Annotated in this window: 15 protein-coding genes and 1 pseudogene; 8 read left to right on the top strand and 8 right to left on the bottom strand. The window is 74.6% G+C overall.

All coding sequences use genetic code 11. The annotated features are described in order from the left end of the window. Positions 1 to 327: 327 nt before the first annotated feature. Complete coding sequence (locus tag LCD35_RS30410; RefSeq protein ID WP_308016891.1) at positions 328 to 1,827, top strand: helix-turn-helix domain-containing protein; 1,500 nt, start codon at positions 328 to 330, stop codon at positions 1,825 to 1,827. Here the strand turns inward: LCD35_RS30410 and LCD35_RS06970 are convergent. The 3 genes from LCD35_RS06970 to paaI are packed head-to-tail and all read right to left on the bottom strand — an operon-like array spanning position 1,818 to position 4,110. Next, on the bottom strand, positions 1,818 to 2,420 hold the full coding sequence (locus LCD35_RS06970) for a TetR/AcrR family transcriptional regulator (protein ID WP_224955680.1): 603 nt from the start codon (positions 2,418 to 2,420) through the stop codon (positions 1,818 to 1,820). The genes LCD35_RS30410 and LCD35_RS06970 overlap by 10 nt on opposite strands. Further along, positions 2,417 to 3,721: a phenylacetate--CoA ligase PaaK gene (gene paaK, locus LCD35_RS06965; protein WP_225043913.1), complete on the bottom strand. Its 1,305-nt coding sequence runs from the start codon at positions 3,719 to 3,721 to the stop codon at positions 2,417 to 2,419. The genes LCD35_RS06970 and paaK overlap by 4 nt, the downstream gene beginning before the upstream one ends. Next, complete coding sequence (paaI, locus tag LCD35_RS06960; RefSeq protein WP_224955703.1) at positions 3,718 to 4,110, bottom strand: hydroxyphenylacetyl-CoA thioesterase PaaI; 393 nt, start codon at positions 4,108 to 4,110, stop codon at positions 3,718 to 3,720. The genes paaK and paaI overlap by 4 nt, the downstream gene beginning before the upstream one ends. Before the next feature lie 178 nt (positions 4,111 to 4,288). On the opposite strand from paaI, the gene LCD35_RS06955 reads away from it, so the two are divergent. Next, positions 4,289 to 4,948: a GNAT family N-acetyltransferase gene (locus LCD35_RS06955; RefSeq protein WP_308011260.1), complete on the top strand. Its 660-nt coding sequence runs from the start codon at positions 4,289 to 4,291 to the stop codon at positions 4,946 to 4,948. 257 nt (positions 4,949 to 5,205) lie between these two features. On the opposite strand, the gene LCD35_RS30405 is transcribed toward LCD35_RS06955, so the two are convergent. After that, entirely contained in the window at positions 5,206 to 5,844 is a 639-nt protein-coding gene (locus LCD35_RS30405) for a polysaccharide pyruvyl transferase family protein (protein WP_224966827.1), read from the bottom strand. A 522-nt stretch (positions 5,845 to 6,366) separates the two neighbouring features. Between LCD35_RS30405 and LCD35_RS06945 the strand changes: the two genes are divergently transcribed. Continuing rightward, positions 6,367 to 6,570: a hypothetical protein gene (locus LCD35_RS06945; protein ID WP_224955676.1), complete on the top strand. Its 204-nt coding sequence runs from the start codon at positions 6,367 to 6,369 to the stop codon at positions 6,568 to 6,570. Positions 6,571 to 6,957: 387 nt separating this feature from the next. Here LCD35_RS06945 and LCD35_RS06940 read toward each other — a convergent pair whose 3' ends face one another. Both LCD35_RS06940 and LCD35_RS06935 read right to left on the bottom strand, forming a co-directional pair. Further along, positions 6,958 to 7,635, bottom strand: a complete 678-nt coding sequence (locus tag LCD35_RS06940) for a M15 family metallopeptidase (RefSeq protein ID WP_224955675.1) — start codon at positions 7,633 to 7,635, stop codon at positions 6,958 to 6,960. Between the two features lie 427 nt (positions 7,636 to 8,062). After that, a complete protein-coding gene (locus LCD35_RS06935) occupies positions 8,063 to 8,677 on the bottom strand; it encodes a TetR/AcrR family transcriptional regulator (RefSeq protein ID WP_224955674.1) in 615 nt (204 codons plus the stop codon). A gap of 113 nt (positions 8,678 to 8,790) precedes the next feature. Here LCD35_RS06935 and LCD35_RS06930 point away from each other — a divergent pair, with 113 nt between their 5' ends. Next, complete coding sequence (locus LCD35_RS06930; RefSeq protein ID WP_224955673.1) at positions 8,791 to 9,288, top strand: methylated-DNA--[protein]-cysteine S-methyltransferase; 498 nt, start codon at positions 8,791 to 8,793, stop codon at positions 9,286 to 9,288. Positions 9,289 to 9,293: 5 nt separating this feature from the next. On the opposite strand, the gene LCD35_RS29835 is transcribed toward LCD35_RS06930, so the two are convergent. Continuing rightward, the gene (locus tag LCD35_RS29835) at positions 9,294 to 9,509 is read right to left on the bottom strand and encodes a DUF2277 domain-containing protein (protein ID WP_255614474.1); all 216 of its coding nucleotides are present in this window, start codon (positions 9,507 to 9,509) and stop codon (positions 9,294 to 9,296) included. A gap of 293 nt (positions 9,510 to 9,802) precedes the next feature. On the opposite strand from LCD35_RS29835, the gene LCD35_RS06920 reads away from it, so the two are divergent. From LCD35_RS06920 to LCD35_RS29825, 3 genes and pseudogenes are all read left to right on the top strand, one after another. Beyond that, positions 9,803 to 10,747, top strand: a complete 945-nt coding sequence (locus LCD35_RS06920; protein WP_224955671.1) for a GlxA family transcriptional regulator — start codon at positions 9,803 to 9,805, stop codon at positions 10,745 to 10,747. Between the two features lie 71 nt (positions 10,748 to 10,818). After that, a pseudogene (locus LCD35_RS29830) lies at positions 10,819 to 11,028 on the top strand (hypothetical protein); the annotation flags it as partial. A gap of 23 nt (positions 11,029 to 11,051) precedes the next feature. Then, positions 11,052 to 11,405: a DUF664 domain-containing protein gene (locus tag LCD35_RS29825; protein WP_308016889.1), complete on the top strand. Its 354-nt coding sequence runs from the start codon at positions 11,052 to 11,054 to the stop codon at positions 11,403 to 11,405. Here LCD35_RS29825 and LCD35_RS06910 read toward each other — a convergent pair. Then, a complete protein-coding gene (locus LCD35_RS06910; protein WP_224966826.1) occupies positions 11,402 to 11,935 on the bottom strand; it encodes an AAA family ATPase in 534 nt (177 codons plus the stop codon). The genes LCD35_RS29825 and LCD35_RS06910 overlap by 4 nt on opposite strands. 254 nt (positions 11,936 to 12,189) lie before the next feature. Here LCD35_RS06910 and LCD35_RS06905 point away from each other — a divergent pair, with 254 nt between their 5' ends. Beyond that, entirely contained in the window at positions 12,190 to 12,819 is a 630-nt protein-coding gene (locus LCD35_RS06905; RefSeq protein WP_224955668.1) for a class I SAM-dependent methyltransferase, read from the top strand. The last annotated feature ends 4 nt before the right edge of the window (positions 12,820 to 12,823 follow it).

The following is a 12,823-nucleotide window of genomic DNA, read 5'->3' as shown; positions in this document are numbered from 1 at the left end:
CCGGGGGCGGGGCGGGGGGGGCCCGCGCCGCCCGCCCCCCCCCCCCCCCCCCCCCCCCCGCGCGGGGGGGGGCGGCGCCCCCCCCCCCGCCGGCCCCCCCCCCCCCCCCCCCCCAACCCCCCATGCCCCCTTGGAAGGCACCAACAGTAGAGCTTGATCGACTCGGCGGGGAAGTTTCACTTCGCCCAGTCGTGCGGCCGAACAGTAAGAATTTGCCACCTCGGTCGGCGGGCGGCGACGTGGCGCGTGCCGGCGGCGCGGGCGTCCGGTGCCGGGATCCGCCGACCGGCCCCGCTCCGGCACCCGTGCCCGATAGGCTCGGCGCCCGTGCCGCCGCGGACCCCCTCCACCGAGCCCGATCTCGACGCCGACCGGCTGCGCCGCCTGCACCAGGACGCGCTGCTGCCGGACGGGCTCCGGCTGCTGGTGCGCCGCGTCGCCGACACCGTGCGCGGCCGGGCGGCGCTGCTCGACGCCGCCGGAGAGCCCGTCGTGCCCGCGCCGGTGCCGCCCCCGGACGCGCTCGCCGCGATCGCCGACGACCTCGACCGCATCCGGTCCGGGCAGGCGCACTCGGCCGCCGTGCACCGCGACGACCGGATGATCTGCGCCCAGCGGCTCGACGCGGGACCGGACGCGCCCGTGCTGGTGGTGTCGCTGCCCGCCGCCGGAACCGCCGGAGTGGACCGCTACCTCGCCGACGCCTCCCGGCTGCTGGCCCTGCGGTGGCAGACCGACCTCGCCCGGCAGCAGTCCCGGCGGGTGCTCGCGGCGGCGACCGCGGTCCGCGAATCGGTGCTGCACCTGCTGATGCTGGGGCACCCGGACAGCGCGCAGCGGGTCGCGAGCGCGCTCAGCCCGCGGTTGCCCGCGTTCCTCACCGTGTACGTCATCGAAGCGGGCAAGGTCGACCGGGACGCGCTGGCGGCGCGGATCTCCGGGGTCACCGGGCACCGGGCGTGGATCGTGCACTGCCCGGTGTACGTCAAGCACCTGATCGTGCTGGTGCCGTCCGGTGAGCACCAGCACCACCGGCCCGCGAACTCGGTGGCGGAGCTGGTGCGGGACCTGGTGTCCGGCCCGGACCGGATCCGGGTCGGCGCGAGCCGGGTGGTGGCGCTGCGCGAGGTCGCCGTCGGCTACGAGCAGGCGTTCCACGCCCTGGCGGCCGCCCGCGGCGGGGCGGGCTCGTTCGAGATGTTCGCCTTCCAGGAGAGCCAGGCCGCCGTGGTCGGCGCGGCGGGGGAGCGCTGGGCCGAGCGGGTGCTGGCCCCGCTGCGCGCCTTCGAGCCCGCCCGAGCGCAGGATCCGGACGCGGCGGCGCTGGAGCTGACCCTGGGGGCGTGGCTGAACTTCGGCACCGGCGGCGCCCGCCAGCTCAAGATCCACCGCAACACGCTGGGGTCGCGGCTCGCGCAGCTGGAGCGGCTGCTGGACTGCGACGTGCGCGACCTGCCCACCCAGGCGCGGCTGCACCTGGCGCTGCACCTCGCCGCCCGATCCGGGGCGACGGCGGCGGAACCGGGCCCGACGCGGCTGCCGGACCTGCTGGAACGGCCCGAGGTGCGGTCCTGGGCGGCCCGCCTGCTGGCTCCGCTGCGCGACGCCGAACCGCACCTGCTGCCGACCCTGCGCGCGTGGCTGGACGGCGGTGCCCGGCTGGAGGCGGCGGCCCCGGAGCTCGGGTTGTCGGTCCCCGCGGTGCGCAAGCGGATCGTGCGCATCGAACGGGTGCTGGAGCGTTCCCTGCTGCACGGCCCGTCGGTGCGCTACGAGCTGCACTTCGCGATGCGGCTGTTCGACGGGAGGCCCGTCGATCAGGGCTGAGCGGACGGGTTCCGCAGCCCGTCGAAGGTGAGCCGGGTGACGGCCTCGGCGAGCTGCTCGGCGTCTAGGCCCGGCTGCGGCCGGTACCACTCGATGATCGAGTTCACGGTGCCGAACAGCAGCCTGCTGGTCAGCGCCGGATCGAGGTCGGGGCGCAGGCTCCCGTCCCGCTCGGCCTCGGCGACCAGCTTGCCGAGGAACGCGTCGATCTCGCGGCGCCGGGCCAGCGCGTCGCGCTCCACCTCGCTGTTGCCGCGCACCCGCAGCAGCACCGTCACGAACGGCTGCTCGGCGACGAGGACGTGCACGCTGCGCCGCACCACGTGGCGCAGCCGGTCGATCGCCGGGCCCTGCTGCGACCCGGGTTCGCCGGTCACCGCCAGCAGCGCGTCCAGCGCCCGGTCCACGGTGCGCCGCAGCAGTTCCTCCTTGCCGGAGACGTGGTGGTAGATCGCCGACTTGGTGATGCCGAGCCGCTGGGCGAGCACGTCCATGCTGGTGCCGTCGTAGCCGCGTTCGTGGAAGACGACGGCCGCGATGCGCAGCAGCGAATCCAGGTCGTGCCCGGGCCTGCCCCGGCCACGGCCGGTCATGCGCCGCGCCGGTCCAGCACCCGGCGCAGCTTTCCGACGGAGCGCTCCAGCGCGCCCGGGTCGGCCACCACGACCTCCGCGGTGATGCCGATCGCGTCCTTGACGGCGCGGGCCAGCGAGTCCGGTGCGGCGCCGCGCTGCCCCGGGGTGCAGTCCTCGGCGGCTTCGACGGTGATCGTCATGCGATCCATCCGGCCCTGCCGGGACAGGGTGATCTGGAAGTGCGGGGACAGCCCTTCGGCGCGCAGCACCAGTTCCTCGACCTGGGTGGGGAAGACGTTGACGCCGCGCAGGATGATCAGGTCGTCGCTGCGCCCGGTGATCCGCTCCATCCGGCGCATCGCCGGGTTCGCGGTTCCCGGCAGCAGCCGGGTGAGGTCGCGGGTGCGGTACCGGATGATCGGCAGCGCCTCCTTGGTCAGCGAGGTGAACAGCAGCTCACCCGGTTCGCCGTCGGACAGCGGGTCGCCCAGCACCGGGTCGATCACCTCGGGGTAGAAGTGGTCCTCCCAGATGTGCAGGCCGTCCTTGGTCTCGGCGAATTCGGCGGCGACGCCCGGCCCCATCACCTCGGACAGCCCGTAGATGTCGACCGCGTCGATGTCGAGGGCGCGCTCCAGCTCCCCGCGCATCTCCTCGGTCCACGGTTCGGCGCCGAAGATCCCGGCGCGCAGCCCGGTCTCCCGCGGGTCGACGCCCTGGCGGCGCAGCTCGTCGACGAGGGCGAGCATGTACGTCGGCGTCACCATGATCAGGTCGGGGCGGAAGTCGCGGATGAGCTGGGCCTGCCGCGCGGTCATCCCGCCGGAGGCGGGGACCACGGTGCAGCCGAGGCGTTCCGCGCCGTAGTGCGCGCCGAGCCCGCCGGTGAACAGGCCGTAGCCGTAGGAGATGTGCACCAGGTCGCCGGGGCGCCCGCCCGCGGCGCGGATGGAGCGGCTCACCACCTCGGCCCACACGTCCAGGTCGTGCCGGGTGTAGCCGACGACGGTGGGCTGGCCGGTGGTGCCGCTGGAGGCGTGCACCCGGCTGACCTGCTCGCGCGGGACGGCGAACATGCCGAACGGGTAGTTCGCCCGCAGGTCCTCCTTGGTGGTGACGGGGAACTTCGCGAGGTCGGCCAGTTCGCGGCAGTCGTCCGGGTGTACCCCGGCGGCGTCGAACTTGGCGCGGTAGAAGGGAACGTTGCGGTAGGCGTGCCGCAGCGTCCAGCGCAGCCGGTCCAGCTGGCGGGCGCGGAGCTCGTCCTCGTCGCGTGGTGCGGTCTCGTCGGCCGCGGCGGTCGTGGTGGTCCCGGTCATGCGCCCGTCCTCGTCCGGCCGTCGATCGTCCTGCTGCGCCCGCGGAACTCGGCGATCACCGCCGCGTCGTGTTCGCGGCGCACGGTGATGTCGTAGATCCCGCTGCGGCCGTAGCGGGTGCGCTCGGTCGCTTCGGCGTGCAGCCTATCGCCCTCGTGCGCGGGGGCGACGAAGTCGATCTCGGCACCGGCGGCGACGGTCACGGGGCCGTGGCTGTTGCAGGCGCAGGCGAACGCGGTGTCGGCGAGCAGGAACACGTAGCCGCCGTGCGCGATGCCGTGGCCGTTGACCATCGAGCGGGTGATCGTCATCCACGCGGTCGCCCGGCCGTCGGCGGCCGCGTGCAGCTCGATGCCGAGTTCCCGGGACGCGGTGTCCTCGTCGAACATCGTTCTCGCCGCGTCCGCGACGGGTTCCACCGTGCTCACCGGGCTCCACCACCTCGTACTGACCGAACAGTCGGTTATTGCTCGCAGTGTTGGCGGCGGTGGTCGCGATGTCAACCCACCGCGTCGCGGTTCCCGGCGGAGGGCCGCCCGGCGGAGCGGTGGGGCGGAAGAGTCCGAAGTGGACGAACGCGTCCCGCCGGCCGAGATCACCAAGGCCTTCGGTACCAGCTGGTTCCGGTACTCGCCGGGCCCCGCGACCCGGCCGCTGAGCAAGACGAGCCGCAGCACAAGCAGTAGCGTTTCCCGCATGGTGGCGATGCCGGTGAGCGAACGGGTGCTGCTGCGGGAGTGGCGGCCCGAGGACGTCGACGGCGCCTTCGCCGTCTACGGCACCACCACCGTCACCGACTGGCTGGTCCCGTCCATGCCGCGGGTGGCCGACCTGGCCGCGATGCGCCGCGTGCTGACCCAGTGGATCGAGGAGCAGCGCGAGCTGCCGCCCCCGCTGGGCCGGTGGGCGTTCGAGCACCGCGGCACCGGCGAGGTCATCGGCGGCGCCGAGCTGCGGCTGCTGCCCCCGCACTTCGAGGACGTGGAGGTGGCCTGGCACCTGCGCCCGAACGCCTGGGGCCACGGCTACGCCTCCGAGGCGACCGGCGCGCTGATCCGCTGGGCGTTCGAGCACGAGGCCATCGAGCTGTTCGCCGTCGTGGACCCGGCCAACGACCGCGCGCACGCCACCGCGCAGCGCCTCGGCATGGAATGGGTCGGCGAGACCACGAAGTACTACGACCGGCCCCTGGGCGTCTACCGGATCCGCCCGGGGGACCTGGAGTGACCGCGCTGTTCCCGTCGCGCGGGGCCGCAGGGCGGAATCCCGCTGCCCGGCTGCGAACTCGGGCCGCGTAGCGCTCGGGTGGTTCCCCGCTGCCCGCTTCCCCGCCGCCCGCTTCCCGGTCGGGCCGCGCTCCCTCGCGCAGCACGGCGACATCGCCGTCCGGGAACCGCTGAGCACCCGCGGGTGGTTCCCGTCGCTCGGTGGTCGTCAGCCGCCGACGGGCGGCCACCACCGCCGCCGGGTGCGGGCGGGCCCGCTCATTCGGCGGGGGTCGCGGAGCGGAGCCGTTCGACCAGGTCCAACAGCTGGCTGCTGCCCGCGTCCGCGGCCTGGTCGGCGCGGTCGGCGGCCATCTCCCGCCCCTCCGGCCCCAGGCACCACTGCCACCAGCGGTCCAGCAGCGCGCCGGCCTGCCCGTCACCGCCGTCGTAGAGCTCCTCCGAGGACAGCACCGCGGGCCACTGCCACGCCGCGCCCTGCGCCGAGACCTTCCCGCCCCCGCCCACCGGGTCGACGGCGATCGCCGGGATCCCCTGCGCCAGCGCGAACACCAGCCCGTGCAACCGGGAGGTCACCACCACGTCGGCCCGCCCGAGCAGCGTCGCGAACTGGTCGGCCGTCGAGCACAACCGCGCATTCACCCGGTCCAGCCGCAGGTCCACCACCATCGGCGCGCAGTCGGTCCGGCCGATCCAGTTCAGCAGGTACCGGTGCACGCCGTCGTGCCTGCGCAGCGGGCCGTACTCGCGGCGCCCGTGGGACACCACGATCGCCGCCACCGGCGTCGGGCTGATCGATCCGCCCGCGGCGAGGTCCCGGGTCGCCGGCACCCGCGGCCGGTCCCGGGCGAGCACGTGGTGGAAGCCGCGCACCGCGGGCGCCTGTTCGTCGATCACCGTGACGCCGATGGCGGTTGCGCCTGCACCGCGCGTACCGCTGGTGCAGCTCCTCGACCTGCCTGCCGTGCGCGGGACCGCTCACGAACACGAGGTCGGTGAACTCTCCCGGATCCGCGTCGTCGAGGGTCAGCGATCCGGGGACCAGCACCGGGCTCCACGCCAGCTCGTGCGGGATCCCCGAGGTGCCGAGCGCGTCCGCCACCCGCCGCATGGCCGCCACGTCGCCCGCGGAGAACTCGGAGTGCAGGAAGCTGGGCCAACCCGTGATCAGGACACGCACGTGAGCTCCTCGTCGACGATCCCGCACCCCGGAAGTGCCCGGTGCGGCGCCGGTTCAACCGCACGCGGTCCCGCCGGGCGGGTGACGCATCTCGCGGCAGGGCCCCGGCCTCACCCACTCGCGCCACTCCCGGCGCTCCCCGTCCCGGGGTGCGCGGGACGGGACTTTCGGCCGTGTCGCGGCGCGATGGGGCTGGCAGTATCGGCGACCGCACGGAACCACTCGGGGGAGGACGGACGATGCAGGCACGACCCACACCGCAGCAGGCCGACGCGCACGAGCCGACTCCGCAGGAGCGGTCGCGGGCGGTGCGCGCCACCGCGCACCACGCGAACGACGCCGCGCAACTGGCCGAACTGCTCGACATGCTGGGTCTCGACCCGGACGAAGGCCGGGGCGGGGGAGTGCCGCAGGCGCGCTCGGGCGGACCGTCCGCGGCCTGATCCGGCGCTCGGCCACCTCGGTGACTCCTCTCGTCACCGCCCCGCCACCGCGCTGGATTCCCCGCTGCGGAGCGGAAAACCGCGGTGCATGCGGGGAAACTGCGGCAGCCGGGCCGGATGTCGACGTCGTGGTGGTCGGCGCCGGATGCGTCGGCCTGCACGCGTTGCCCGAGCTGCGGTCCCGCGGAATCACCGCGCTGGTGCGGGAAGCCGGCTCGGACGTCGGCGGAACCCGGTGCTGGAACCGGTGTCCCGGCGCGCGGTGCGACCTGGCGGCGAGCCGTCCGGCGCGCCGCGAACCGCGCCGGCGCGGCGGGACCGGGTGAGCAACGAGCACGGCACCTCCGGCGTGGAACCGCGGCGCGAGGTCGGGTCAGCCCACTGCGGTCACGGCAGTTCGAAGTGCTGGTAGTCCTTCGGATCGTGCCAGGACCCGCCCCAGGTCCAGCCCGCGTCGGTGAACATCCGCACCGCCGCGTCCCCGTCGTGCAGCATCCCCGGATCGCGGCGGGTGCGGTCCAGGTACGGCCCGGCGGTGGCCGGCTGCAGGTCGCCCTCCGAGCTCAGGTACGGGTTGCGCAGCGGGTTCACGTCCACCGCCCGTCCGTAGGCGTGCTGCGACCACGAGCCGCTGCCGGAGATCCCGCGGCAGTTGAACGCCGAGGTGTTGTTCGCCCGCATCGACGTCTCGTCCTCGGCCCCGGGGTAGTCCCCGGCGGGGCGCATCCGCTCGATGGGGAACCGCAGCGCGTGCAGCCGGGCGAAGGCGTCGACGGTCTGGCGCACCCGGTCCTCGTGCACGACGAGTTCCCCGGTGCGCTCCTGCCCGTCCACGCCGACGTGGCTCAGCCGCAGCAGGCGCAACCGGTCCGGGGCGACGGGGCAGCCGGGGTGCCAGCTCGCGCCGAGCCGGGCGGCGTCCACCGGTTCCACGCTGGAGGTGAAGCGCGGTGCCGGTTCGCCCGCCGGCGGTTGCGGGTTCCCGCACTGCACGGTGGTGGCGACCAGCGCGCACGCGAACGCGGCGGTGAGCCGGCGCGACGACGAGCCGCGGGAATTCCTCATGACGTGCCTCCCTTTTCGCATTCCGCTTCGAGTGTGCGGGTGGATGCGCGCGGAATCGAGCGTCGTTTCGAGCGATTTCCCCACGATCGGGGAGCATCCGGGTGTTCTTGTGTTGCGAATGGACAGTGCCCGGTCCACGATCCCGTTGTGGGATCAGTGGTCGCGGATTCCGGAGAACGCAGTCCGACCCCGAAACGGACGCATTTCCGGTGGCGCGACGGTGCTCCGGTGGGGCACTCGCAGACGGCCGAGCCCCGAACACGGTGCTGTCGCCGCCGACCCACCTGGTGGAGAGCGGGGGTCGCGACCGCGGTGCGGCCTCCGCCTCCGGGGCGTCCCGGGAATTGGTCCCGGCCGGGAAAGCGCGGCCGAACGGGAACCGCGCGTCTCGAATTCGGGTGTTCCGGTTCCGCTCGGCGAGCGGATTTCAGGCCGGGTGCACGCGCAACCCGTCGAACGCCGTCGCCACCACGGTGTCCGCGAGTTCCGCGGCGCCCACTCCGCCGTGCGGGCGGTACCACTCCGCCAGCGAGTTGACCATCCCGAACAGCAGCCGCCCCGCGGTCGCCGGGTCGACGTCGGCGCGCAGGTCGCCGTCCGCGACCGCCTCGCCGACCAGGTCGGTGACCAGCTGGTCGAACTCGCGGCGCCGGTCCAGCGCCGCCCGCTCCACGGGGGTGTTGCCGCGCACCCGCAGCAGCAGGGTCACGAACGGCAGCCGGTCCACCAGCACCAGCACGCTGCCGCGGACCAGGTGCTCCAGCCGCGCCACGGCGCGCGCGTCCTGCTCCCGCGCTTCGTCGGCGACGGCGAACAGGCCGTCCAGCGCGTGGTCGGTGGCGAGCCGGAGCAGCTCCTGCTTGCTCGGCACGTGGTGGTAGATCGCGGACTTGCTGATGCCGAGCTTGCGGGAGAGGTCCTCCATGCTGGTGCCGTCGTAGCCGCGGTCGTTGAACAGCTCCACCGCGACCGCCAGCAGGGATTCCAGGTCGTAGCCGGGTCGGCCGCGCTTGGCCGGGCGCGCGGGTGGTGCCGTCGTCATGGACCTGATTATTCCAGTAGGAATTTTCCAGTCGATCTGCGCGCGGCCCGCACGTCCGAGGCCCGCGCCGCGTCTGCATAGTGGTACCGACGGGCGCGAGACGGGAGCAGGCCATGAGCACGACGCACGCGGTGATCGGCACGCCCCTCGGCGAGCTGACGCTCATCGCCCGCGACGACGCGCTGACCGCGGTGCGCTTCGCGGGCGGCGGGCACCGCGAGGAGGACATCGGCGAGTCCGCCGGGACCGAGCTGTTCGCGGAGGCCGAGCGGCAGTTCGCCGAGTACTTCGACCGGCGGCGCACCCGGTTCGAGCTGCCGCTCGCGCCCCGTGGCGAACCCTTCCAGCTGCGCGTGTGGGAACTGCTCCAGGAGATCCCCTACGGCGAGACCACCAGCTACGGCGCGCTCGCGCGGCGGCTCGGCGACGTCGGACACTCGCAGGCCGTGGGCGCGGCCAACGGGCGGAACCCGCTGCCGGTGATCGTGCCCTGCCACCGGGTGATCGGCGCCGACGGCAGCCTCACCGGCTACGCGGGCGGCCTCGACCGCAAGCGCTACCTGCTGGCGCTGGAGGAACCCCCGGCGGAGGACGCCGGCCGGTTGTTCTGACCCGGTCAGGACCGGGAGCCGCGGACCTCCAGCGACTCCAGCAGCGCGGCCGTGGCCCGCTCGACCTCGTCGACGGCTCGGTCGAACGCCGCCGCGTTGTGCGCGGCGGGCGCGCGGAACCCGGAGATCTTGCGCACGTACTGCAGGGCGGCCGCGCGCACGTCCTGCTCGGTCACCTGCTCCGCGTACGGCGGGCGGAGGGTCTTGATGCTTCGGCACATGCCCCCATCGTCCTCCGCCCGCCGGCATCCGTCCGGGCTCCCGCGGCGCCGCACGGCCGCCGCGAGCAGCGCGCCGAGCGGGGAACGCGCCGCCCGCGCCAGCACCTCGTCGATCACCTCGGTCAGCGGACCGCCCGCCCCGCCGGGGCCACGAGCAGGAACCGACGGCAGGAGCGCGCCGGGCGCCCGCGCGCGTGGCGAGAACGACGGAGACCACCGAATTCTGGCCATCCGCGGGAACCGGTGGTAGCAGTGGAGTTCGACCCGCCCCCGGATCCGTGAACAGGTACCCCATGCACCTCGTCGCCGTGCTCGCCCTCGACCCTGTCGTGCCGTTCGACCTGTCCATCCCGGCGGACACCTTCGGGTGGGTGCGGCTCGCCGACGGATCGCCCGGCTACCAGGTGCGGGTGTGCGCGGTGGACGGCGAGGTGGGCGCGGGGCCGTTCTCGATCCGCGCGCCGTGGGGATTGGACGGGCTGCGCGACGCCGACACCGTCGTCGTGCCGGGGCAGGCCGGGGCGCCCGCGCCCGTTCCGGAGGAGGCGCTGGCGGCGCTGCGGGACGCGGCGGCGCGCGGAGCCCGGATCGCCTCCATCTGCACCGGCGCGTTCGCGCTCGCCGCGGCCGGGCTGCTGGACGGGCGGCGGGCCACCACGCACTGGCTCGGCACCGCCGAGCTCGCCCGCATGCACCCGTCGGTCGAGGTCGATCCGGACGTGCTGTACGTGGACGAGGGCGACGTGCTCACCTCGGCCGGAGCGGCCGCCGGGATGGACCTGTGCCTACACATGATCCGGCTCGACCACGGCTCGGCGGTGGCGGCCGATTCGGCGCGGCTCGCGGTGATGCCGCTGGAGCGCGACGGCGGGCAGGCCCAGTTCATCGCGCACGAGCCGCCCGCCCCCGACGGCGCCAGCGTGCAGCCGCTGCTGCACTGGCTGGAGGACAACCTGCACCAGCCGTTGACCCTGGCGGACATCGCCGCGCGCGCGGCGCTCAGCAGCCGCACCCTCAGCAGGCGGTTCCGCGAGCAGACCGGCACCACTCCGCTGCAATGGCTGCACCGGGCGCGGCTGCGGCGGGCGCAACACCTGCTGGAGACCACCGGGCACCCGGTGGAGCGGATCGCCGAGCAGGTCGGGTTCACCTCGCCGACGACGTTCCGGGACCGGTTCAAGCGGCTCGTCGGCACCAGCCCGGCCCGCTACCGGCGCACCTTCCGCAGCGTCGCCTGACCTGCCCGCCGACCTGCCCGCCGCCCTCGATCGCCGGCCCGCTGGTGCCGGGCGGTCCGGTCTTTCAGCCGATGTGGGTGTCGGGGGTGTGCTCTAGCGTTCCGGAGGCGATCGACTGGGGAAGGTGCGACGGAATGACGGGAACGGACGAGCGGACGGATCTGCTGGGTCTGCTGGGAGAACAACGGCACGCGCTGCTGATCACGGTGCGCGGGCTCAGCGACGCCGCCGCGGCGCGGCGGACCACCGCGAGCGACCTCACCTTGGGCGGGCTGCTCAAGCACCTCGCCGCGGTGGAGCGGGAGTGGACGCGGGTGCTGCGCTCGCGGCCCGACCGGAGCAGCTCGGCGGCGCCGATCCGGACAGCCTGCGGATGGGGCCGGATGATGCGCTGGCCGACCTCATCGACGACTACCGGCAGGCCGCCGAGGACACCGACCGGGCCGTGGCCGAGCTCCCGGACCTGGGCGTGCCGCTGCCGCTGCCCGCGGCGCCGTGGTTCCCGCCGGGAGCCGAGTGGACCGCGCGCCGCGTCGTCGGCCACCTGCTGCGGGAGACCGCGCAGCACGGCGGTCACGCGGACCTGATCCGGGAGGCCCTGGACGGCGCCAGCACCACCCGCCAGCTCGCCGCCGACTTCGGCATCGACCGCAGCTAGCCGAGCACCTCCAGCACGAACCGCGCCCGCTCCGCGACCGGTGCCCGCGGCAGTTCCACGAGCTCGTAGCCGTAGTCGGCGTAGGTGTCGGCGAGCACCTCGCAGGTGCGGCGCGCGAGCTCGGGGGACTGCCTGCGCTCCGCGTCGGTCCGGTAGATCGCCGGCCACGGCGGCGCGAGGAACACCGGGCCCGAGTACCGCAGGTCCCGGGCCGCGGCGTGCACGTGCGCGGGCACCGGGAGGCCTTCGACGCGCAGGTAACCGGCGATGTCCGGCAGCCCGCGGTCGAAGAACGTGACGCCGTCCCGCGCGGCCCGGTGCTCGCGCAGCTCCCAGCACAGCATCAGTTCCGCGAACAGCGCCGGATCTACCCACGGCAGCCCGCCGCCGCCGACGGCGAGCTGGTCGCGGATCACGCCGCGTCCGGCCTCCTCGGACCGGGCCCACCCGGCGGCGCCGAGCCGGTCGAGCAGCGTGCTCTTCCCGGAACCCGGGCCGCCGGTGACGACGACGCGGCGCGGTGCGGACATGCGGGGCCTCCTGGGCGGTGCGGGTGGGGTCGGCCCGGGACGGGAGCCGTCCGCGCGGAGCCGGGAGAACGCAGCGGGCGTGCGGCGCGGCTGCGTGCCGCCAGGATAGCGGCGCGCCCTTGACTTCGAGCGCGCTCGAACTCCTAGCGTTCGTTTCGGATCGGGCGGCACCGCACGGCGGGCTCCACCGCCCTGCCCGCCGCCGCGGGCGCCGCCCGATCCACCGGAATTCCGCTGCGACCGAAGGGTTCGAGATGGAGAACACGGTGCCGATCGCGACGTTCGACGAGTTCTACGCGGCGGGTGATCCGCCGTGGGTGATCGGGGAACCGCAGCCCGCGGTGGTGGAGCTGGAGCGCACCGGCGGCTTCCGGGGCGCGGTGCTCGACCTCGGCTGCGGGACGGGGGAGCACACGATCCTGCTGGCCGGCCGCGGCTACGACGTGCTGGGCGCGGATTCGTCCCCGAACGCGCTGGAGCGGGCGCGGGCGAACGCCGCCCGGCGCGGGGTGGACGCGCGCTTCGAGCTCGCGGACGCGTTGCGGCTCCCGGAGAACCGGCGGTTCGACGTGGTGCTGGACAGCGCCCTGTTCCACGTGTTCGGCCCGGCGGACCGCAGCGCCTACGCCCGGTCGCTGCGCGCGGTGACCGAACCGGGTTCGGTGGTGCACGTGCTGGCGCTGGCCGACGTGGCGGAGAGCATCGGGCCGACGGTGCACCAAGACGACTTCGCCGCCGCGTTCACCGACGGCTGGGACGTCGAGGAGGTGCGCCGGGTGTCGTACCGCGGCATCGCCTCCGGGGACAACGCCCGCCGCCTGGACGTCGCCGACGGCGCGGTGGTCGATTCCGCCGCGCACCTGGCCCGGATCCGCCGCCGGTAGCGAT

This window comes from Saccharopolyspora sp. 6V, from assembly GCF_020176785.1.
GTDB classification, from domain to species: domain Bacteria; phylum Actinomycetota; class Actinomycetes; order Mycobacteriales; family Pseudonocardiaceae; genus Saccharopolyspora_C; species Saccharopolyspora_C gregorii.
This window is presented reverse-complemented; position numbering and strand designations above follow the sequence as displayed.